Genomic DNA, 20,858 nt, shown 5'->3' on the forward strand with positions numbered 1-20,858 from the left:
TTAAGGAAGTTCGGGTATTGTTACTGTCGAAAAATCGGACAGTGTCCTAATATCCTACATTTTGGTCCTCTATTTGAATAAGGCCCTCTAAAGGCATGGAAAATCAGCCTTTAGAAGCCCTTATACACTTCAGCATCATTTAAATTCTGTATAATCCGTTTTTAATTCAAAAATAAAGGCGCCTTTGTCGTTCTTTGTTACTTTGCTTAATGCCATTTTCGTTACGCCTTCACGTTTGCCTTTGACATAGCTGATTTCAGGGGCCAAGCCATCAGTAAACGTCAACCCATTCATCGCTTTAATATAGCCTTCCCAAGACAAGTTGTCGCCGGCTGCCTTTAAGCCTGCCACAAATGTTTCAGCCGCTACCCAGCCAGCCATTGTATAAGCGTTGATGACCTTTTGGTTCGGGAAGTATTTTGCCATCGCATCCATTAATGGTTTTAGCTTTTCAGGTTTTGCATCGACCCAGCCCATGACATGGAGGTTCTCAATCACATTTGGAGCCCCTGGTGCCGCTAAAGCCAAGAAGGAGGCATCTGCATTGGAATAAGTGGTAATCATCGGAATATTGAAGTTTACTTTTTCAAATTCTTTTAAAATACCTGTAGTCGCACCAGCCAAGCTATAAACGATCACGACATCCGGGTTCAAGCTTTTTGCTTTTTGCACTGGCACTGTAAAGTCTGTGTCTGCAGCGCCAACCGCCAATTTTCCTTCTTCCTTAAGCAAGCCTGATTTACCGAGCTCTTTTAAGCCCTCCGCAAAACCTTCGACACCATCGCGGCCAACGTCGTCATTTTGATAGATGACCACGACGTTTTTCGCCTTAAATTCTTCCACGGCATATTTCGCCATTAATTTCCCTTCATAGTAATAGTTCGGTTGTACCGGGAAGAAGTTTTCGCCGGATTTGGTTAGCTGCTTCGCGCCAGAGCCAAAGTAAACGGCTGGAATTCCTTCGTCCTTAACAATGCTTTCTGTCGCCATGACGCCTGGTGTTCCTAATTGGCCGACAACCGCAAACACTTCGTCATCATAAACAAGCGATTCCATTGCTTGAACGGCTTTGTCCGGCTTAAATTCATCATCTTTTTTCACCAGTTCAATTTTACGGCCATTAACCCCGCCATCGTCATTGACTTTATTTAAATAAGCTTCCATGCCTTCAAAGTACGGAGTACCGATAAACGCTAATGCGCCAGATTGCACGCCGATGGTTCCAATTTTGACCGAATCTTTTGTAACACCTTGGGCCAATTCCACTTTTTCTTTTTCTTTCGCCTTGCCGCTAGTGGTCTTTTCACCGCCGGAACAGGCTGTCATTGAAAAGAGAAGGACGAAAATAAATGCTAGTGATAAACCTTTTTTCCAATAATTCCTCATGACTTTGACTCTCCCTCTACATGTATATTTTTTATAGTGCATCTAAGCGTTTCGCTTAGGGAATGCCGATTGGTTATACTGCATCGAATCTGCTTGCTTAAGAAATGCCGTTTGGGTTAGTGGCCGCCTAAATAGGCTTGCTTAATTTTTGAATCATTTTTGATCTCGGCTGCCGGCCCATGATGAATCACTTTTCCGGTCTCCAAAATATAGGCATAATGGCTGATCGACAGGGCCTGGTTAGCATTTTGCTCCACGAGGAAAACCGTCGTGCCCTGCCCATTTATCTCTTTGATGATGGAAAAAATATCTTTCACAATAAGAGGAGCTAACCCTAACGATGGCTCATCCAGCAGTAGCAGCTTCGGCTTCGCCATAAGCGCCCGCCCAATCGCCAACATTTGCTGCTCTCCGCCCGACAAGGTCCCGGCATCCTGCTTTTCCCGTTCTTTTAATCTCGGAAAATAGTGAAATACTTTTTCCATCGATTGATTGGCCTCACTGCGGTTTTTCTGGGTGTAGGCGCCTATTTGCAAATTTTCCTTTACGGTCAGTTCAGGGAATACCTGCCTGCCCTCCGGGGATTGGATGATCCCCTGCTTGACCACCTTATCCGGTGATTGCCCGGTCAAATCCTTGCCGTTAAAAGAGACATTTCCCTGTTGCGGCTTGAGCAACCCTGAAATTACTTTTAATATTGACGTCTTCCCGGCCCCATTGGCTCCGAGCAGGGTAACGATATTTCCTTCTTTAATTTCCAACGACACATTCTTGAGCGCATGAATGTACCCGTAATAGGCATCCACTTTTTCAAGCTTAAGCATGGACCTCATCCTCCTTACCTAAATACGCTTCTTGTACGGCAGGATGATTTTGAATCTCGTTCGGTGTGCCCTCGGCAATTTTCTTTCCAAAATTGATGACACAGATTTTTTCGCAAACCTCCATCACCAGGTTCATATCGTGCTCGACGAGTAAAATCGTGACTCCAAACTTATCACGTATTTTTTTAATCAGCTCCGTCAAGGTTTGCGTTTCACTATGGTTCATCCCGGCGGCTGGCTCATCCAAGATGATCATCTTGGGGTCTGACATTAACGCCCGGCCTAATTCAATCAGCTTCATAACGCCGTACGGCTGCGCCGCTCCCGGCAAATGCTCGATTCCACGGATTCCCAAGAAATCCATGATCTCCAAGGCCTTATCGCGAATCCGCTTTTCTTCTCTTTTAACAGACGGAAGCCGTAGCCCTTGGGCAAAAAAACCGCCCTTGGTCATGCTGTGCTGCCCGATGATCAAGTTTTCGAGAACGGTTAGGTTTTTAAATAACTCTACGTTTTGGAAGGTACGTACCAACCCGATATCCACCATTTGATGAACCTTGTAATGTAATAGATTTACATTTCCTTGAAAAGTAAGCTTACCTTGGTCTGGCGTATAGAAACGGCTGATACAGTTGAACACGGTTGTTTTCCCGGCGCCGTTCGGGCCAATCAGGCCATAGATGCTTCCTTTTTCCACCATAAAGCTTAGGTCATCAATCGCCTTTAGACCACCAAAGCTGATCGATAGATTCTCGACTTGTAGTATTGGCTCCATGGTTATCCCTCCATTTCCTTCGGTATCGGCTGCTTCTGCCGTTTAAGCAGTGATGCTTTTATCTGGGTGCCGATTCTGGCAAGTCCGTACGGGAAAAACAGGATGACTAACACAAGGGCCACACCGGTAAAGATGCTGGCGACATTTTTAATATTCTGAAGCCACTCAATATCCTTAACAAATTCCGGGATAAACACGATAAACGCCGCCCCCAGAACACTTCCTGGAATTGAAGCAAGGCCGCCGATTACCACCATTGCCAATAAATTTAACGAAACATCAATGCCCCATTGGTTCGGTTCGGTAAACCGGATTAAGTGGACATATAACGAACCGCCAATCCCCGCATAAAATGTGCTCAACGCAAACGCGATTAATTTGTATTTGAACAAGCTGACGCCCATCGCCTGAGCCGCATGCTCGCTGTCACGCATCGCAATTAACGCCCGGCCGGTTTTTGAAGATAGTAGATTATGAGCAAATAAGATTAACAGGACGCAGACTATGACCACTAACACAAAGAAATGTTCCCGCTCTCGTAACGCAAAGCCGAAGATCTCTGGTGTGACCGCTCTTGCCCCGGAAAACCCGTTTGTAAAGCCAATCCATTCTTTAAAGGTCTGCTGAAGCGCGACGCCAAAGCCCAAGGTAGCAATCGCCAAATAGTGACCTTCCAACCTGAGCGCCACCAGGCCGAGGATGAGGCCGACGACCATCGGAATGACACCGGCTAACAGTAAACTGACTAAAAACGGCAATTCAAAGTTGGATGTGAAATAGGCCGATATGTAAGCCCCCAGCCCCATGAACGCGGCATGGCCAAGCGAAATTTGTCCGGCATAGCCTAGCAAAATATTGAATCCGATGGCAACGATCGCATAAATCACAATCAGATTTAACATCGTCAACGTCGACCGGTCCATATCGGTTACGAGTGGAATCATCGCCACGATCAGTCCAGTCAGGATATAGAGAAATGGTTTGTTCTGTAGTATTCCCTTCACGCGTTACACCTTCTTTCGGTGGACTTTGCCGAACAGTCCTGTCGGTTTGACAATTAAGATGATAATCAATAAGGCATAAACAATGACGGTTTTCCATTGCAAGGAAATGTAATAGCCAACCAGGTTATCAAATACCCCGATGACAAAGCCGCCGACAACCGGTCCGACAAACGAACCGAAGCCTCCTAGTACCGCGGCGATAAACGATTTCAAATGGACCTCCGCCATCATTGTGGTCGAGACGTTCGTTGTTGGAGCAATGAGCACGCCGGCAATCGCCCCAAGAACGGTGGCGATAATCCATGACAAGGAATACACCTTAGAAACCGGAACCCCCATCAATTTCGCCGTTGTTTCATTTTGCGCCGTTGCCCGAATTGCAATGCCCATCACCGTGTTTTTAATCATATAGAACAGGATTGCCATGATCACCAATGTGATCGAAATGATAAAGATTGCATTAGGTTGTATGATGACCTCGCCAATAGTCATGTTGTCCATCGTTAACGCCTTGCGGAACGGATGCATATCAATGCCGAAAATCGCCGAAGCCAAGCCGTTAAAAATCATAATCAAGCCAAGGGTGATAATCATTTTGCTGACGAGCGTCGCTTTCGAGGCCGGCCGGATAAAGATCCGTTCCACCAAAAACCCTAAAACGACCGCGAACACAATCGCTCCCAAAAACGCCACCGGATAGGACATCGTTTGTTGAAACAGCGTAAAGGCGATAAAGCTGCTGAACATGGCCATCTCGCCCTGTGCAAAGTTAATGACATCGGAGGTCCGGTAAATCAGAACCAACCCTAATGCGGCTAAGGCATATAAACTTCCTGTCTCCAACCCGGCGATGACATTTTGAAAAAATTCAACCATTAGGAATCCTCCTTTTTCTCGTAGTATGTAAAGTAAATTTTTTCGCTTTGGTAATCCTTCGCTTATTTATGATGCAAGTTGCGTGCCAACTTTTATAAACGCTTTCATTTTTTTTAAAAAAACAGGGGCGAAATTTGCTGATTATTGTTTAAGAACCCTGTTTTATAAAGGGCTGGGCAATTGTGAATACTTTTTTAACGAATAAAAAAAAGACTTTGATGTGGTCAAAGTCTTTTTCATTTATTCGTTTTGGTTGAAAACGTTTTCTGTTTGAAGTGTCCGATTTTCCGACAGTGTTTGTTTTTACGACAAAGAGTCCTCCAATTGGTACTTTTCAATCTTGTCATAAAGACTGGATCGGCTAATCTGTAGCGTTTCCGCCACTTTCACCTTATTATAGTTAAACTCCTCCAGGCAATTCTTGATGACTTCCTTTTCCGTCTCTTCCAAAATGCTCTTCAGTGTCTGGCCTTTCGCCAATTTTTGCGACCTTTTTGAATTCGTGATGTTGTATGGCAAATGGACGGTCCGAATCGTATCGGTATCGGTTAAATTGATGGCCCGCTCTAGCACATTCTCGAGTTCCCGAACATTACCTGGCCAGCTATAGCGGAGGATGTGGTCCATCGCATTTTTCGAAATGTGGCAAACATAAACACCAAGCTGTGAGGACAGCTTATCCAGCAGTTTCATCGCAATTGCCGCCGCATCGTCCTCCCGCTCACGCAGTGGCGGAATTTCAATCGACATGACATTGAGCCGGTAAAATAAATCCTCACGGAATTGGCCCTCGGCCACCATTTTTTCAAGATTTTTGTTTGTAGCGGCAATCACCCGGACATCAACCGGAATGGTTCTCGTCCCGCCGACCCGTTCGATTTCTTTTTCCTGAAGGACACGGAGCAGCTTCGCCTGCATCGCCAGCGGCATGTCGCCGATTTCGTCGAGAAAAATCGTTCCATTATTCGCCAGTTCAAATTTACCCAACTTCCCGCCTTTTTTCGCGCCAGTAAAAGCACCTTCCATATAGCCAAACAATTCCGATTCGAGGAGTTCAGCAGGAATCGCCGCACAGTTCACCTTTATGAAGCTTTCATGACTTCGGTTGCTCGAATGATGAATCGCATGGGCAAACAATTCCTTGCCAGTCCCGCTTTCTCCGAGGAGGAGCACATTGGACTTTGTCTGCGAAGCCCTTCTTCCCATATAAATCGCGCGCACCATCTTCTCGCTGGTACCGAGGATATTTTCCCAGCTGTACTTCGCACCCTGAATTTGAACAAGCTGTTCCTTGGCATAGGACAGCGCACTTTCGAGCAGCTTATTTTTTTCAATAATATCCTTAAATTCCTTAATTTCTTGGAAAAGCAGCATGCCAAAACCATAGACAACCTCATGGTTTTGATCGAGGACCGGAATTCGGTGAACAATCGCCGTCTTGCCGTTCTTAAACTTATGTTTCCAGGCAATCTCCGACTTCTTCGTTTTAAACACATACGGAAAGCGCGAAAATTCATCCACTTCGAGTACAGGCTTTCCAATAACCTCATCCTTCGGAAACCCCAAATAGTCGGCAAAAATTTGGTTAATCATCCGAATTCTTGTATCTTTATCAATTAAAATAATCGGAACACCAATCGGGTCAAAAATTTTCTCGACTGTATTAAGAAATTCCTCCGAACCCAATAGTTCTAAGTCTACGGTCGTGACAACATTGGAAACTTCTAAACTCATAAAGCGATGACCTCCCTAACCAGGAATACCTCCTTCTATTGTATAGAAATTCAGAGGGTTTAGGTAGGGATAATTTATGTCTAAAAAAAGGCGAGGCGCCTATCGATGGCTTCTGTCCTCTATAAGAGTTATTGAGAACACTTTGATAAGGGTTTTTATTAAAACTGTCGTCTATATGGCTTCTTGGCAACACTTTCATAAAGTTTTTAATTAAAACTGTCGTCAATTATGCTTCTTGCCCAAAACAAAAAGGGCCTCAGCCAAGCCGGGCCCCTCTCGATGTCTTATCTCTCAACAATCAGCGAAATTCCTTGTCCCCCGCCAATGCAAAGGGTGGCAAGGCCCGTTTTCGCGTCCCGTTTCTTCATTTCATATAGCAAGGTAACCAAAATTCGGGCGCCAGAAGCCCCAACCGGATGACCTAAGGCAATCGCCCCACCGTTTACATTGACCTTGGATGGGTCGAGCTCCAATCCCTTCATGACGGCCAGCGATTGCGCGGCGAACGCTTCATTCGCTTCAATCAGGTCAAGATCCTCAACCGACAGCTTCGCTTTTTCTAATGCTTTTTTCGTTGCCGGCACCGGCCCAAATCCCATAATCCTCGGGTCCAGCGCAGCTGAGGAATAGGATTTTACCGTTGCCAGAGGCTCAATCCCGAGTTCCAGCGCTTTCTCTTTGGCCATGAGGACAACCATCGCGGCCCCATCATTTAGTCCAGAGGCATTCCCGGCTGTGACTGTGCCATCCTTTTTAAAGGCTGGGCGCAATTTCGCCAGCTTCTCCGCTGTTGTTCCAGGTCTCGGGTATTCATCGGCAGCCACGACCACCGGCTCGCCTTTGCGCTGCGGGATGCTGACCGGAACAATTTCATCGTTGAATCGTCCTTCCTGTTGTGCTGCTACCGCACGGCGCTGGCTCTCAGCCGCAAAGGCATCCTGTTCCTCTCTTGTGATACCCCATTTTTCGGCAATATTTTCAGCGGTTACGCCCATATGAATATCGTGAAATTTATCAGTTAGCGCATCGTAGATTAACGAATCTACCACTTCCTGATGACCCATTTTCATTCCCCAACGAGCATTTTGAAGTAAATATGGCGCTTGGCTCATGCTTTCGATTCCACCAGCCAGAATCACATCGGCATCACCGACCGCGATAAACTGCACTCCCATCGTAACTGTTCTGAGCCCAGACCCGCATAGCTTATTAATTGTCATCGCCGGCGTTTCTTCCGGCAGCCCTGAATAAATCGCTACCTGACGGGCTACATTTTGCCCTAATCCCGCTGATAAAATATTTCCAACGAGCACTTCATCAATGATGTCAGCTGAAATGCCTGCCCGTTTGATCGCTTCCTTCGCCGCTGTTACGCCCAAGTCCACCGCCGACACATCCTTGAAAGCGCCTCCGAAACTGCCGACAGGCGTTCTCGCTGCTCCTACAATAACTACCTCTCTCATAAAAATCCCTCCATTAAATAAAAACTCAATTTACTATAATGCAATAATCGTACCAAGTTGGATTATCACGACTGGCCCGGTTTCACACCCAGCCAAACTGTCCGAATTTCAGACACTGTCTGATTTTGTCGACAAAACACGACAGCCATATGACCTAAAATCCTTTAGCCTTTGGTAAAATCAAATTGGCATGATTCTTGCGAGATAAATAAATGACTATTCATTTTGGAGGGATATTTATGAGATTAGCAGAAAAGGTAGCCATCATCACTGGAGCAGGAAGAGGAATTGGCGAAGCAACGGCACTTAAGTTTGCCAAGGAGGGAGCAAAAGTAGTCGTAGCGGATGTGAACAAGGAGGATATTGACCAAACGGTTCAAGCCATTACCGAAGCTGGCGGGGAAGCAATTGGAATGGTTGTCGATGTAACCAATGTGGAGCAGGTAGAAAACATGATTACTGAAACTGTCCAGCACTTTGGAAGCGTTGACATTGTCGTGAATAATGCAGGAATCACGGCTGATGCCCAATTGATTAAAATGGAAGAGGCCCAATGGGATCGCGTAATCGATGTTAACTTAAAAGGCGTCTTCAATGTGGCGCAAGCGGCTGCCAAGCTCATGAAGGAGCAAAAAAGCGGAGTCATTTTAAATGCCTCCTCAGTCGTCGGCTTGTATGGAAACTTTGGCCAAACGAACTATGCAGCCACTAAGTGGGGTGTCATCGGGATGACAAAGACGTGGGCAAAAGAGCTTGGCCGTTTCGGTATCCGTGTCAATGCCGTGGCACCAGGATTTATCATGACACCGATGGTTCAAAAAATGCCTGAAAAGGTACTCGATATGATGAAGGGAAAATCCCCGCTTGGCATGTTGGGCGAGCCGGAAGATATCGCCAACGCCTATACCTTCTTGGCTTCAGATGAAGCGCGTTATGTCACTGGCACTGTGCTTAGTGTCGATGGCGGAGTGGTACTGTAATAGAATTTCTAGGGGCTGAATTGATTTTTTCGATTCAGCTCTTTGGCTATTTTTTTAGGAGGTGTGAGAGATGCCACTTATGAATATTAACGGTAACAATCTTTATTATGAAACCTATGGCAATCCAGATGCCCAAAACACGATTATGTTTCTTAACGGAGTGATGACAACCACGACCAGTTGGGCGTTGTATTACCCCTTTTTTGAAAAGCTTGGCTATCGGATTGTGCTTCATGATTTCAAAGGGCAAATGAAATCGGACAAGCCGGAAGGGCCCTATACCTTTAAGGAGCATGCTGATGATGCCAAAAAGCTATTAGAGGAATTGGGTGTGGTGAAGGTTCACCTTATCGGCACGTCCTATGGCGGAGAAGTCGCCATGCGATTTGCGATTGATTATCCAGAGGCGGTCGCGAGCTTAGTCCTCATCGATGCGGCCAGTGAAGTCGATGAGATCAGCAAGCTATTTGTCGAAGGTTGGAAGCACTTAGCCCAGCAACAGCAAGGCGAAGCCTTTTTCTGGGGCGCCGTCCCTTCCTTATATGGCAATGCGTTTGTTGCGAAAAATAAGGACTTTCTAGCGGAGAGAGCGAAACTAATGAATGATATCGATCCTAACTATTTTGCCGGCCAAGTGAATTTGTATGAAACGTATGTGAATGATTTAAATTTGACCGGAGAGCTGGGGCGGATCACTTGTCCTACGCTTGTCGTCCTCGGTGAAAATGACCTGCTCACACCGCGGAAGTTTGCAGATATCCTGGTTAAAAACATCCCGAACACAGAATACATGATTATTCCCGAATGCGGTCATGTCACGATTTTTGAACAGCCGGAAGCCTTGAAAACCGCGATGATTGGGTTTATTTTGAAATATTGTTAGGCAGACCGCCTCTCCAATAAGCGCTATTGGCGTAGTTGGAGGGGCTTTTTTTACGCCGTTACTGCTCCTATAACCTCTATAAGCGTAGTCGGAGATGCATTTTTGAACCATCACTTCTCCAATAAACTCTATTGGTGTAGTTGGAGGTCGAAAATGGATGGGTCATTGCTCCAATCAAAATGGCATGCAAAAAGCCCAGAGTTTGCTCTGAGCTTATCTTTTTTGAAAAATTGCTTGGACTTTCGGTTCTAAACGCTTATGGTGAGTCGATGTTATTATAAAGCAGCGGCTCCGCCATCAATCGAAATGACAGCACCATGAATATAGGAAGCTTCGTCGCTCAGCAGGAAGGCGACCACATCTGCAACCTCATGAGGCTGGCCTAATCTGCCCATCGGGACCGCTTCAGCCATGGCTTCAATGGCCTCTGCCGGAAAGGCTTTTACCATTGGTGTTTCATTCGTGCCTGGAGCAATCGCATTGATTCTGATATTTTCCCTTCCATACTCTCCGGCAATGGTTTTCGTCAGCCCAATAACAGCATGTTTCGTTGCTGAATAAGCGCCCAAAGTAGGCATTCCAACCAATCCGCCCAGTGAGGCCGTATTGACAATCACACCGCCCCCGCTCTTTCGCATTTCATTCACTACATATTTTAACCCGTAGAAGACACCCTTTAGATTCACGTTAACAATGGCATCGAATTCTTCTACAGAACATTCTAGCGTGCGTACTCCCGATCCAGAAATTCCAGCATTGTTAAAGAATAAATCGATTTTTCCAAAGTGATCAACCGTTTGCACTACATATCTTTTTACATCCTCAACCTTACTCACATCGGCTTGAATGAATATGGCATCAGTGCCCAGTTCTTTACAAAGGCGAACTGTCTCTTCCCCATTTTCTGTTGATAGATCAACTATTGAAATATTTGTCCCTTTCTTAGCCAGTTTTAACGCCGTTTCTCTACCAAATCCACTGCCTCCACCTGTTATAATTGCCACTTTATTACTTAATTTTTCTGTCATTTTTCTATCTCCTTTTTCGGGTTCTTGTGTGAATTTCTACTGCGATATCCCTGCAAGGATGGTCACCGTCAACTAATAATAGTTGGCAAGTAGAAGGATAAAGTTGCTATATGCTCACTATATCACAAACTTTCGTTGAAATTGTTACAAAATTAGCAATACTTAGGGGCACTGAACAAATCCACAAGTATTCCACCGTTTTTTTTGATCAGTGGACCACATTGGACGACTGTTCGTAACTCCCTATTTATTTGATTGTTGTTTTATTTCTGTGTTGGAATAGGAGTTTCAGTTTTTAAAGCCAACTTTTTTACTCTTTTTCTTCCAGAAATAATAAAAAATAATCAATATGATTAAAATAAACAAAATTAAAAAAATGCTATATTTTGATACATAAGCTTCAACTTGTTTCCAATCTTGCCCTAGTTTACTGCCTAAAGTAATGAAAGTAAAAGTCCATATGAATGCCCCCGTATAGGCAAAAACTAAGAATTTTCTAAAAGGGTATTTATTTATTGCTGCGATGTAAGCCGCAAGATGGCGAACTCCAGGAATGAAATAGCCAATTAATAAAACTGTCGGTCCAATTTTTTGGAACAAATTCTTTGTCAAATTAATTTTCTTCTCGGTGATATGAAATTTGGGACCAAATTTTTTTAACAAAGGTAATCCAAACCTATAACCGATATAGTAGCTAAGGGAGATTCCTCCTGCGGCACCCGTAAATGCACTTAACAAAGACATTATATATGTTAATTTACCTTGGAAGACATTGTAGCCAACATATGTTAAAAGAACCTCATCAGGTATCGGAAGACCAATAATACCACCAATTAACACTACAATGATTCCCAAATATCCAAAATGCTCGATTAGGAAATCTATATGCTGCATTATTAATTCCCACCTAATTAATAAATTAAAGTTTTTTAACTTTAATGGGGCTTACCATTAAAACAGCAAGGGTTAAAGTAATCCATGCATTACTATATGAAAAGAATCCCATTGCAGCGAGTGGCAATCCAGCCGCTGGAATAGGCAATCCTCTAAAATAGCCAATGGTTGGTTTTACATTAAACTTAGCCAATCTTAACGCACCCATTATGGGGAAAAGGATAAATGCCAAAGAAGTTAAAATAGACGGTACCGCTATTGTATGAAATATAAGCGCAGGAGCAACACCAAAACTAACAATATCCGCTAAGGAATCCAATTGGACACCTATTTCACTGTTAACTTTTAATCCTCTAGCAATTCTTCCGTCAAGAAGGTCAAAAATAGCTGAAAGGAAAACTAATATGGAGGCTACTTGTAAAAAGCCACTCATATTACAGGTAATGGAAAGAACACCGCACAATAAATTACCCATTGTAAATAAATTGGGGACCGCTTTTGCTACTTGACTAAACAAATTAATTCCTCCTGACGTTAACGATTCAACCCATTTAATTAGCATATTTCTTTATATTCTTCCGAAAATTTTTAAACGACAACTTTTTGAAATCTGAATGTTTTATTAGGGATAATACAGTTTTAATTTATATCATTAACTTACCCCATTTGATTGAAGGACCATTCTTGAATTCATTGCAAAAAACGATGTCCCCAAGGTCCAGGCAATGAAACGGCCGGGATCTCCCGAAGTTGGAGGGGCTTTTTGCGGCCAAGAAAAAAGCCAGGAGACCCGTCCCCCTGGCTTTCATTCATTATTTCCCTGTATTGGTCGGCTTGTTAATGTTGTAAAAGCGTGGGCAACTTTTCTCGCAAAGGAGAGAGGAGGTTCAACCGATTGAATATGAATATACATCAGATTGGGCTGGGTAAATATCCAGTGATTATGCAAGGCACTCACCATTAATCCCTGACTCACAACGGATTTTGAAAAATTTGGGATTTCTTGCTCAAGTAATGTGATCTCCCCAAGGTTTAGTGCATGGCCGTTTGCATCCAATGACTCAAAGGAAATTCCTACTGGCAAAACTGAATGACTGGGCCGGCCTTGGATATGAACAGGAAAACTTCGCTTTAAGCTTACCGAACAGCCATTTTTTGTCATTTCAGCTTTCCCATTTAATATTTGGGCAAATTGGTCTCCAAGCTGCTTTATGTCATACATATCAATAGCCCCTTCCACATTCTTTTTAGATTATATTCATGTGGGTTGCAGGGGCATTCCTATGATTACTTCATATAGTCTTCAACATATTCAAAACATCTTTCCCATTCCCATATAAAACTCCGATTATGACTCATTTCAAACCTACTTTCTCTATCATTCTAAACCCTTATGTTACGTATATTTTTTCATAATAATCAGTATATCCCAATCATTTTAACCTTTATCTGATTTCCCGGAAAACCATGGTTTCGTGCCACAAGAACAGCCCTATGGTCTTTTTTAAAATTTTTTCAAAATAATGATGGTTGTCCAATCTTCTTTTTTCTTAAGAAATATATATATATCGAGGGGTTGTCCAAGTTGGCCAAAGGATGGTGAGGAATATGTACGGATATGGCGGCGGCAGCAGCTTTGTATTAATTGTAGTGTTGTTCATTCTTTTAATTATCGTACTAGCTAGCTTCGCTTATTAACCATTGTGAAGCCTGAAATCCGGACAAGAAAGGTGGTGTTAAATATGGAAGAGCGCAGAAGAAGCCATGTTAGCAACTTTGCTTTAATCGTAGTATTGTTCATTCTTCTCATCATTGTTGGAGCGTCCTTTATGAGCGGCTACGGCTACTAAATGACGGACATCTATTAAATGAAAAAGGATGGATTTGGTGAATCTGTCCTTTTTCCCGATAAATTTATTAGGGAAAGGAGGTTGTGCGCATGTTTCCCTTTCCTGACGGATTTAGAAGAAGACCGTTCTTTCCCATTGAAATTGAAATCGAAATTGAAAGAAGAAGAAGAATTGAAATTGAAATTGAAATAGAGCGTAGAAGACGCTTTGAGTTCGAAAGAAGAAGACGCTTTGAATTTGAACGAAGAAGACGCGGTTTCTTCTAATACGGTCAACTTCATTTTATACGCCAGCCTAAATCTTCAAGCAACCAATAGACTCTCTTATGGAACGTTTGCATTTACTGCAGACGTTTCTTTTTGACAAGGAACATTGGCAGGCGATTGAACCTAAAACAAATTCAGTAAACTCAAGAAACAAAAAAATTCTAAATTTGCAAAAAATGGGACTACCTCATTTGTGGAAAGCATGATTTAATCGAAGTAGAATGGAAAAACTCGAATGGGGGAGAAAAATGACGAATGAGGAGTTTGAATCACTGGTAAGAAAACTGGAAACAAAGGCGGAGAAAAATCCCGAAAGCTATCGTTTCAAGGTGCTACTATTAACGGCACTTGGCTACGGATATATTTTATTCTTTCTTGCCTTGGTTTTATTTTTACTCACCATTTCCGTCCTATATTTAGCAGACGGGCATTTTACGTTTGGCAGCCTAAAAGTATTGGCGATAACAGGGGCATTATCTTTTTTCATTATTAAATCGCTTTTTGTTAAAATGTCGCTGCCGGAAGGGTATTATTTAAAAGAAAATGAAGCGCCTGAATTAGAGAAAGCAATCTCGAACATTAGCAAGAAGCTTAAGACACCAAAAATTCATGCCATTGTATTGGATGATGATTTCAATGCTGCTGTTTTACAGCATCATAAATTCGGGCTATTTGGTCCGAAGAAAAATATTTTGCTAATTGGGATTCCGCTGATGTCCGGCCTGACCCGGGAACAGTTTACTTCCGTATTAGCCCACGAGCTTGCACATATTTCACATTCCGATACATCGTTCGGTGCGATGATTTACCGTGTTAGAATGACTTGGGCAAACCTCATGACATCCCTGGAGAAGAATGAACAGTTTGGAACATTCTTGTTCCGCAAATTTATCAAATGGTTTTATCCTCGGTATTCGGCCCATACGTTTGTAATGGCCCGCCAGCAGGAATATGCGGCAGATGCCGCATCTGCAAAAGTCACATCACCAGAAACAGTCCGGGATACTCTATGTGCCATCTCAATTGGCGCGCAATACTATTACGAAGATTACTTTGAGGAACTTTTTGAAGAAGGCTCAAAAACGAGCGTCGTGCCGAAGCCGTATTCGCAATTTTTCAATAAATCCCAGAAGCTGGATCCAGCAGTTGCAGAAGCATTTCTAAAAAATGAACTCGCAATGGCAAGCAGCGTAGTGGATACCCATCCTTGCCTGACTGACCGGTTAAAAGCAGTCGGGATGAAATCAATTATTCCCCAAATTGGGGAATCGGCAGTTGATCATTTCTTTGCCAATCCGGATTCAATCCTTCAGCAATTCAATCAATCTTGGTTTGAACGGAATGGAGAAAGGTGGGAGGAACAAATTGCTTCCTATAATGAAGCAAAAAATAGATTGCATGAATTAGAGAATAGTAAGGAACTTGATCTCCGCAGCAAATTTGAAAAGGCGATGCTGACCCGTAATCTTGTTGGCTATGAACCGGCGACCGTATTACTGGAGGAAATTATTTCCGAATATCCAGATGAGCGGATTGCCCCTGCTTACCTTACACTCGGAAATATCTACTTATATAAGGAAGAAACCGCTCAAAAGGGTGAGAACTTTATCAGAAAAGCAGTGGAAATCGATTGGGAGCTAAAGGAAGAGGCTTTGGACACCCTTGGAAAATATTATTATTATACTGGGCAAATGGAAGCATTTGAGGAAACCAGAGCCCAGCTTGAAGCATGGCCAAACATTTTAAAGCAGTTTGAAGAAGAATCCGCGGCCCTTAGCTTGGACGACCATTACGTTCCACACGATAAAGCTCCCGAGGAGGTGGCCGCAATTGCCGATGAACTCAGTCGTCACAGCGAAATTGTTGAGGCCTATCTTGTTCGAAAAGTCATTGAGTTAATTCCGGAAAGAAAGGTTTATTCCCTGGCCTTAACGGTCCAAGTACCGGAAGACATTGATCAGGTTGAGTACACAGACCAATTATTGGGGAAATTTGCTCAAGAGCTCGAGGTCGCCGAAAACATTCATTTTTACATTCTCAATGGTTATGAAGATTTTGAGAAAAAGGTGAAGGACATCGAAGGGTCGCAAATACTGGGGCAAAGTGAACATCAGAAACATGCTTTGCTAAGTGTTTAGGTGTTGCCTAAACATACAGGCCAGGGGCCATCCATCAATCGGATGTTCCTGGCTATTACTTATTTTCTTACAAAAAAAAAACAGGAGAACCGATGTCCTCCTGTCTTTTGCTTTATGCAGCTGATCCTGTTGTACCTTTGTCAGTGTTTACTTTAGCAGTCTTGCGGATGAACGGAATCACCCAGCGGTCTAAGCCGTAACGGCCGGCGTTGTAACCTGCTGCCAAGATGATGAAGCCTAAGAAAATGTCTGTTGGGTTATGAGATACGGTTCCAGCTAGGAAGAACGAGAAGTTCATCACTAGACCGAAGAACATGGCCGCTGTGGTTAAACAACCTAATAGTAGGCCTAAACCGATAAGTGTTTCACCCCAAGGAACGATTACGTTAAAAATATCTACATTTGGAAGTGCGAAGCCTTTAAGGAATTCTACATACCAGCCATAAACGACGGCGCCATCAGGACCTTTTACAGGATTAGCGGTTACTCCTTTTAAGAATCCGGAAGCGTCAAACCCGCCTGTAATTTTATGAAAACCCGCTGTGAACCAAGAATACCCAAGATATAAACGAATCACTAGTAATAGTGCAGCCGAAATCTTACTTTCTCTTAAAAATTTGTTAAACATTTTTATTTCCCCCTTATTTTTGTTGTTCCGTATTAATGTTTGCTCCTTACATTTACAATATATAGCATTCTCCCTGTTAATAACATGGTCATAGTGTTATGTTCACAAAGTGTTAATAATGGTTTGACAAAGATTTGAACGAGCGAGCAAACGGCGTTTATTAGCAATTAAGGGGTGCCCTAGCGCCCCTTTATTCATCTACAACATCAACCATCTATTCCTTAGAACAGGAAAAAGGCAGGAGAACACTGTCCCCTGCCTTTTCTTTTTCCGTGCCTTACGCTGCATGATCGACAGCTGGCACTAGTGTTTCACCTTTTATTTTCACCTTAAAGTAACCTAATGTCATCAGCATGAACCCGGCCATATAGGCTAACAAGATGACATTGTTGTGCCACATATAAGCAAAGTTACCACTTGAAATGACCGCCTTAAACGATTGAACGGAATAAGTCATTGGTAATAAAGCATTAATGGGCTGCAGTGCATTTGGAATTAATTCGAGCGGGAAGGTTCCTGCACTCGTGGTTAATTGTAAAATCAATATAACAATCGCAATGAAACGGCCAGGGTCGCCCATGATCGTAACAAGCATTTGAATTAGTGCCATATATACATAGCTGGTAATGAGGGAAGTCACGAAGAACAAGGGAATGCTTGCTACTTCAATTTTTAATACAGCCAGTATAATAAAGTCTACTAAAATAGCCTGTGCCAACCCAACTAGCGCCAATACACCAAATTTACCCAAAAACCATTGAAGTGCATTTTTCGGCCTAACTGCCGGCTCTTTAAGAGCAAAAACAATCGACATCAGCAATGCCCCTACAAATAACCCGAGGGAGATGAAATAGGGAGCAAATCCTGTACCATAATTTGGCACCTTATTAATTTCCTGCTTATCGACCGCAACTGGTTCACCCATCATATCATACGTGTCATCATCGGCCTGAACAGAGCCTGCTTCCTTGGCCCCTTCTGCTAATTTAGTTGCTAATTCAGTGGAACCATCCTTCAACTTGACTGTCCCATCTGCTAATGTTTTGGAGCCATCTGCGAGTTGGCCAGCACCAGCTTGAATTTGTCCTGCTCCATTCTCTATCTGACTCATACCAGCCGATAAATCATGAGTACCTTTGTTCAAGTCTTGGGAGCCTGCGTATAGTTGGTTGATTCCCTGTTGCAAGCCAAGCTGACCTTTATTAATTTCCCCAAGCCCAGCAATGAGTTGATTAAACGCCGGGGACGTTTGTGTTTTTAGCTGATCCTCAAGGCCTGTGGTTGCGTCCAGTAATTGCTGATTGAGCTGCGTTTTAAATTCGCTGAAGCCTTGATTTAGACCGGAGTCTATTCCTTGCTTTAGCTGCGGCTTTAAGTTGGAAGTAAGCTGCTGCTGTAACTGTTGCTGCAATTCAGCTTTTGTCGGAGCCTGTTGTGCCGCATCAGTTATAATTTGTTGCACAGTCTCAGCCGGTATTCCTTTTTCAATTAAGGCTGCAGCTAACTCCTGCATTTGAGCGGTTTGTTGATTGATCAATTGATTCGCCAATTGCTCAGACATGCCCGAGGCAATCCCATCGGTTAATCCAACTGTAAGTCCGGCTCCCAGCTTTTCTTCAAATTGATCGATACCTTTATTTAATTGATCGGCATTTCCGGCTAGTTGCCCTGTGATTCCAGCGGCAATCTTCTCAGGAAGCTCTGTTTTCATTTGCTCCATGCCTGCTTGTGCCGATTGTGTCCCTTCAATTAGTGCCGGGAGCTTTGCGTGAATTTCACCAAGACCCGCTTGCACTTGATCGGTACCAGTCGATAAGGTCTTGGAACCTTGCGCAGCGGTTTGAATTCCTTCATGAAATTCAATTGATTTCGATGCTAAAACTTCAAGATTTTCTTTTAAAACCTTTGATCCATCAGCAAGTTGGACTGCACCATCCGTCAATTGACCAGCACCATCACTTGCCTGATTCAAACCATCCGCCAGTTCCGCTACTTGATCAAACATGGTTTCAGCATAGGTAGCAGTTATTTTTTTTGAGATTTCCGCTTTTATTTCTTTCATCGCTGTTTCCCCGATTTGACTCGACAGAAAATTTGCTCCTTCATTGGGAACATATTTAATTTCCAGCTTTTCTGGCTTGTCATCCAGCAAGGTGGTCGCATTCGCCGAGAAGTTTTCGGGAATCTCAACCAAAATATAGTAATCCTGCTCCTCTAATCCCTTATATCCCGCTTCCTTTGAAACGGTACTAAACTTAAATGAATCACTATCTTTAAGATTATTTACCAGCTCTTTCCCAAGCTGCAGCTGTTGTCCTGCAAATTCTGCACCCTGATCCTGATTCACGATGGCTACAGGCAAATCTGACATATGGTCATATGGATCTAAAAATGCCCATAAAAACATGCCTGCATATAACACCGGAACAAACGCCACGGCTAAAATCGGAATAAGAATTTTTCGGTTCGATAGGATCAATTTACATTCTGCTAAAAAAGACGAACCTTTCATTGCTTTAAACCTCCTAAGTATAATTGACCAAATTGTTCAATTGGTCATTTTTGTCCAAATAGTAAGGGTGCTCCCATTCGAAATAAGAGAACCCTTTGTGGGACTTCCATTATTTTGATAAGCCATTAAAAAGGTAAAGTTCAAAAAGCTTTGAAATCTCTTCTTTATCAAGGGGCTTATGGCTTCGTTCCCAATCAAATATCAATGCCACATAAAGCTTTAACATGATAAAGGCAGTTATTTCAGGATCACAAGGTTTAATTTCCCCACGATCGATTGCTTCTTGGATAATCCCTTTCATATAATGTATAATGACTGTTTCCACCCGCTGAACCACTTCAACAGCCGCTTGGGTGCCAATTTCTCGTTCTTCTTGAAAAAGCTTAATCGTTAATTGGTGCGATTTCCGAAATTCAAGGAGATCGAATAACACCTGATTGGCATTTTCACGAAACGAGTTCTGTTTGTTAAATGCTCTTTCTGCTACATCCTTCATGTCTTGCAACATGGTTTTTATAATGTCCTCGAATAATTCTTCTTTATTCTTAAAAAATGTATAGATTGTCCCTTTGCCCACATTAGCTAACTTGGCAACCTGATCCATTGTCGTCGCTTTGTACCCAAATAAAGAAAAGGATTTTGTAGCAGCCTCCACAATTAATTGTCTTCTGTCAATCGTCACCTCTTACACCTCGCTCTTTGCTAATTGACCAATTGAGGAATATAGTCATTTAATACAAAAGAAAATATAACATATTGATATACTTTTTACAAACAGATTCACTTGGCTGGCATCAGTATCATTCATTCGTTTCGCTCTCTCAGCTAGAAATTCCTTATTTTTCGCAAAAAATGTGTTGAAACATAACCCAATTAAATATCCCATAAAAGTCCCGTTCAAGTTAGGACCTAAATAGGTCCTGGTGTAACTGTTTGAAAGGGACTTTTATTTTTTATAGTTAAGTTGTTCAAAAACAAAGGAGGAATAAAAATGAATAACAAGGTAAAGTCAGCTAGTAATCTGTTTTTTGCAGCGGGGATATTATGGGTACTGGAAGCAATCAGCGAAATATTCGGAGGCTATGTCGAGGATTTTAACAATGTATTTGATTACCTCTCAGAATCAACCTTTGGGTTATATTTTGCCGCATTCTTTTTGGGGGCGTTTTATTTAACCAAATCCCACCAGGAGATCAGCGGACGAATGCTTGGCTGGGGTGGGAGAATCGGCCTTGCCCTGCTAGGCCTGGGTGCGGTGTTCATGACAGCAAAATCAGCGGTCAATGTGATCTATCACGGTTTCATCGGTGATGTGTTCTTGTTTGCGGAGAGTGGTCCATTGAATTTCATCTTTTTAATCGGAGTCCTTTCTTTCGTCTTGGGAACGATTGTGTTTACCATTGGCTGCATGACGGGCAAGGTCCTCCCCTGGTGGGTTGCTGCTCTGTTTATACTGTCCCTCTTCTTCGTATTTGTGCCGGTTTTCGGGAAGTATGTCGCTGCCGCCCTGTATTCACTCATTGGAACACTCGTCTTGAAAAAGCAGGAAAACATCGAGGACATTTCGAATAACTTCATAGTAAAATAGGAAATTCTTGAAAAATGGGGGCAGTGTTG

21 protein-coding genes are annotated in these 20,858 nt (G+C 43.0%); 7 read left to right on the top strand and 14 right to left on the bottom strand.

Annotated elements, in window-relative coordinates; genetic code table 11:
• Nucleotides 1-135: 135 nt before the first annotated feature.
• The 7 genes from AR334_RS19370 to AR334_RS19400 form a co-directional block, all read right to left on the bottom strand.
• On the bottom strand, nucleotides 136-1,386 hold the full coding sequence (locus AR334_RS19370) for an ABC transporter substrate-binding protein (RefSeq protein WP_066315782.1): 1,251 nt from the start codon (nucleotides 1,384-1,386) through the stop codon (nucleotides 136-138).
• A gap of 116 nt (nucleotides 1,387-1,502) precedes the next feature.
• The gene (locus AR334_RS19375; RefSeq protein WP_066315784.1) at nucleotides 1,503-2,210 is read right to left on the bottom strand and encodes an ABC transporter ATP-binding protein; all 708 of its coding nucleotides are present in this window, start codon (nucleotides 2,208-2,210) and stop codon (nucleotides 1,503-1,505) included.
• Nucleotides 2,203-2,985, bottom strand: a complete 783-nt coding sequence (locus AR334_RS19380; RefSeq protein WP_066315787.1) for an ABC transporter ATP-binding protein — start codon at nucleotides 2,983-2,985, stop codon at nucleotides 2,203-2,205. The genes AR334_RS19375 and AR334_RS19380 overlap by 8 nt, the downstream gene beginning before the upstream one ends.
• A 2-nt stretch (nucleotides 2,986-2,987) precedes the next feature.
• Nucleotides 2,988-3,989 carry a branched-chain amino acid ABC transporter permease gene (locus AR334_RS19385; protein WP_216638033.1) on the bottom strand — a complete coding sequence of 334 codons (1,002 nt, stop codon included), beginning with the start codon at nucleotides 3,987-3,989 and terminating at the stop codon, nucleotides 2,988-2,990.
• A gap of 3 nt (nucleotides 3,990-3,992) precedes the next feature.
• Nucleotides 3,993-4,865, bottom strand: a complete 873-nt coding sequence (locus AR334_RS19390; RefSeq protein ID WP_066315790.1) for a branched-chain amino acid ABC transporter permease — start codon at nucleotides 4,863-4,865, stop codon at nucleotides 3,993-3,995.
• A 303-nt stretch (nucleotides 4,866-5,168) separates the two neighbouring features.
• Entirely contained in the window at nucleotides 5,169-6,599 is a 1,431-nt protein-coding gene (locus AR334_RS19395; protein ID WP_066315794.1) for a sigma-54-dependent Fis family transcriptional regulator, read from the bottom strand.
• Nucleotides 6,600-6,883: 284 nt separating this feature from the next.
• On the bottom strand, nucleotides 6,884-8,062 hold the full coding sequence (locus tag AR334_RS19400) for an acetyl-CoA C-acetyltransferase (protein ID WP_066315796.1): 1,179 nt from the start codon (nucleotides 8,060-8,062) through the stop codon (nucleotides 6,884-6,886).
• A 239-nt stretch (nucleotides 8,063-8,301) separates the two neighbouring features.
• On the opposite strand from AR334_RS19400, the gene fabG reads away from it, so the two are divergent.
• A complete protein-coding gene (gene fabG, locus AR334_RS19405; RefSeq protein WP_066315798.1) occupies nucleotides 8,302-9,042 on the top strand; it encodes a 3-oxoacyl-ACP reductase FabG in 741 nt (246 codons plus the stop codon).
• Between the two features lie 70 nt (nucleotides 9,043-9,112).
• Nucleotides 9,113-9,925, top strand: a complete 813-nt coding sequence (locus tag AR334_RS19410) for an alpha/beta fold hydrolase (RefSeq protein ID WP_066315800.1) — start codon at nucleotides 9,113-9,115, stop codon at nucleotides 9,923-9,925.
• Between the two features lie 275 nt (nucleotides 9,926-10,200).
• On the opposite strand, the gene AR334_RS19415 is transcribed toward AR334_RS19410, so the two are convergent.
• The 4 genes from AR334_RS19415 to AR334_RS19430 all read right to left on the bottom strand — a co-directional run bounded on the left by AR334_RS19415 (nucleotide 10,201) and on the right by AR334_RS19430 (nucleotide 13,069).
• Nucleotides 10,201-10,953 carry an SDR family NAD(P)-dependent oxidoreductase gene (locus tag AR334_RS19415; RefSeq protein WP_066315809.1) on the bottom strand — a complete coding sequence of 251 codons (753 nt, stop codon included), beginning with the start codon at nucleotides 10,951-10,953 and terminating at the stop codon, nucleotides 10,201-10,203.
• 288 nt (nucleotides 10,954-11,241) lie between these two features.
• Complete coding sequence (locus tag AR334_RS19420) at nucleotides 11,242-11,847, bottom strand: DedA family protein (protein WP_066315811.1); 606 nt, start codon at nucleotides 11,845-11,847, stop codon at nucleotides 11,242-11,244.
• A 25-nt stretch (nucleotides 11,848-11,872) separates the two neighbouring features.
• Nucleotides 11,873-12,364 (bottom strand): CDP-diacylglycerol--serine O-phosphatidyltransferase, encoded by a 492-nt coding sequence (gene pssA, locus AR334_RS19425; RefSeq protein ID WP_066315813.1) that lies wholly within the window; start codon nucleotides 12,362-12,364, stop codon nucleotides 11,873-11,875.
• Nucleotides 12,365-12,652: 288 nt separating this feature from the next.
• Entirely contained in the window at nucleotides 12,653-13,069 is a 417-nt protein-coding gene (locus AR334_RS19430) for a DUF1259 domain-containing protein (RefSeq protein ID WP_066315823.1), read from the bottom strand.
• A 374-nt stretch (nucleotides 13,070-13,443) separates the two neighbouring features.
• Between AR334_RS19430 and AR334_RS29060 the strand changes: the two genes are divergently transcribed.
• The 4 genes from AR334_RS29060 (at nucleotide 13,444) to AR334_RS19435 (ending at nucleotide 16,101) form a co-directional block, all read left to right on the top strand.
• Nucleotides 13,444-13,545 (top strand): YjcZ family sporulation protein, encoded by a 102-nt coding sequence (locus AR334_RS29060; RefSeq protein WP_082693031.1) that lies wholly within the window; start codon nucleotides 13,444-13,446, stop codon nucleotides 13,543-13,545.
• A gap of 44 nt (nucleotides 13,546-13,589) precedes the next feature.
• The gene (locus AR334_RS29065) at nucleotides 13,590-13,697 is read left to right on the top strand and encodes a YjcZ family sporulation protein (RefSeq protein WP_082693032.1); all 108 of its coding nucleotides are present in this window, start codon (nucleotides 13,590-13,592) and stop codon (nucleotides 13,695-13,697) included.
• Nucleotides 13,698-13,786: 89 nt separating this feature from the next.
• Nucleotides 13,787-13,963, top strand: coding sequence for a hypothetical protein (locus AR334_RS29590; protein WP_156431328.1), 177 nt, complete (start codon nucleotides 13,787-13,789; stop codon nucleotides 13,961-13,963).
• A gap of 248 nt (nucleotides 13,964-14,211) precedes the next feature.
• Nucleotides 14,212-16,101, top strand: coding sequence for a M48 family metallopeptidase (locus tag AR334_RS19435; protein ID WP_066315826.1), 1,890 nt, complete (start codon nucleotides 14,212-14,214; stop codon nucleotides 16,099-16,101).
• A 112-nt stretch (nucleotides 16,102-16,213) separates the two neighbouring features.
• Here AR334_RS19435 and AR334_RS19440 read toward each other — a convergent pair whose 3' ends face one another.
• The 3 genes from AR334_RS19440 to AR334_RS19450 form a co-directional block, all read right to left on the bottom strand.
• A complete protein-coding gene (locus tag AR334_RS19440) occupies nucleotides 16,214-16,729 on the bottom strand; it encodes a DoxX family membrane protein (RefSeq protein WP_066315829.1) in 516 nt (171 codons plus the stop codon).
• A gap of 277 nt (nucleotides 16,730-17,006) precedes the next feature.
• A complete protein-coding gene (locus AR334_RS19445) occupies nucleotides 17,007-19,241 on the bottom strand; it encodes a YhgE/Pip domain-containing protein (RefSeq protein WP_066315831.1) in 2,235 nt (744 codons plus the stop codon).
• A 109-nt stretch (nucleotides 19,242-19,350) separates the two neighbouring features.
• Entirely contained in the window at nucleotides 19,351-19,923 is a 573-nt protein-coding gene (locus tag AR334_RS19450) for a TetR/AcrR family transcriptional regulator (protein WP_066315832.1), read from the bottom strand.
• A 309-nt stretch (nucleotides 19,924-20,232) separates the two neighbouring features.
• Here AR334_RS19450 and AR334_RS19455 point away from each other — a divergent pair, with 309 nt between their 5' ends.
• Complete coding sequence (locus AR334_RS19455; RefSeq protein WP_066315839.1) at nucleotides 20,233-20,829, top strand: hypothetical protein; 597 nt, start codon at nucleotides 20,233-20,235, stop codon at nucleotides 20,827-20,829.
• Nucleotides 20,830-20,858 lie beyond the last annotated feature (29 nt).

Source organism: Bacillus sp. FJAT-29814 (assembly GCF_001510715.1).
GTDB lineage: Bacteria > Bacillota > Bacilli > Bacillales > Cytobacillaceae > Neobacillus.

Bases quoted from the DNA above. Each gene is read 5' to 3' on its own strand.
- AR334_RS19445 (WP_066315831.1), bottom strand. From the start codon at position 19,241: ATGAAAGGTTCGTCTTTTTTAGCAGAATGTAAATTGATCCTATCGAAC.
- AR334_RS19440 (WP_066315829.1), bottom strand. From the start codon at position 16,729: ATGTTTAACAAATTTTTAAGAGAAAGTAAGATTTCGGCTGCACTATTA.
- AR334_RS19420 (WP_066315811.1), bottom strand. From the start codon at position 11,847: ATGCAGCATATAGATTTCCTAATCGAGCATTTTGGATATTTGGGAATC.
- AR334_RS19390 (WP_066315790.1), bottom strand. From the start codon at position 4,865: ATGGTTGAATTTTTTCAAAATGTCATCGCCGGGTTGGAGACAGGAAGT.
- AR334_RS29065 (WP_082693032.1), top strand. From the start codon at position 13,590: ATGGAAGAGCGCAGAAGAAGCCATGTTAGCAACTTTGCTTTAATCGTA.
- AR334_RS19400 (WP_066315796.1), bottom strand. From the start codon at position 8,062: ATGAGAGAGGTAGTTATTGTAGGAGCAGCGAGAACGCCTGTCGGCAGT.
- fabG (WP_066315798.1), top strand. From the start codon at position 8,302: ATGAGATTAGCAGAAAAGGTAGCCATCATCACTGGAGCAGGAAGAGGA.
- AR334_RS19415 (WP_066315809.1), bottom strand. From the start codon at position 10,953: ATGACAGAAAAATTAAGTAATAAAGTGGCAATTATAACAGGTGGAGGC.
- AR334_RS19455 (WP_066315839.1), top strand. From the start codon at position 20,233: ATGAATAACAAGGTAAAGTCAGCTAGTAATCTGTTTTTTGCAGCGGGG.
- AR334_RS29590 (WP_156431328.1), top strand. From the start codon at position 13,787: ATGTTTCCCTTTCCTGACGGATTTAGAAGAAGACCGTTCTTTCCCATT.
- AR334_RS19370 (WP_066315782.1), bottom strand. From the start codon at position 1,386: ATGAGGAATTATTGGAAAAAAGGTTTATCACTAGCATTTATTTTCGTC.
- AR334_RS19435 (WP_066315826.1), top strand. From the start codon at position 14,212: ATGACGAATGAGGAGTTTGAATCACTGGTAAGAAAACTGGAAACAAAG.
- AR334_RS29060 (WP_082693031.1), top strand. From the start codon at position 13,444: ATGGTGAGGAATATGTACGGATATGGCGGCGGCAGCAGCTTTGTATTA.
- AR334_RS19430 (WP_066315823.1), bottom strand. From the start codon at position 13,069: ATGTATGACATAAAGCAGCTTGGAGACCAATTTGCCCAAATATTAAAT.
- AR334_RS19380 (WP_066315787.1), bottom strand. From the start codon at position 2,985: ATGGAGCCAATACTACAAGTCGAGAATCTATCGATCAGCTTTGGTGGT.
- AR334_RS19410 (WP_066315800.1), top strand. From the start codon at position 9,113: ATGCCACTTATGAATATTAACGGTAACAATCTTTATTATGAAACCTAT.
- AR334_RS19375 (WP_066315784.1), bottom strand. From the start codon at position 2,210: ATGCTTAAGCTTGAAAAAGTGGATGCCTATTACGGGTACATTCATGCG.
- AR334_RS19395 (WP_066315794.1), bottom strand. From the start codon at position 6,599: ATGAGTTTAGAAGTTTCCAATGTTGTCACGACCGTAGACTTAGAACTA.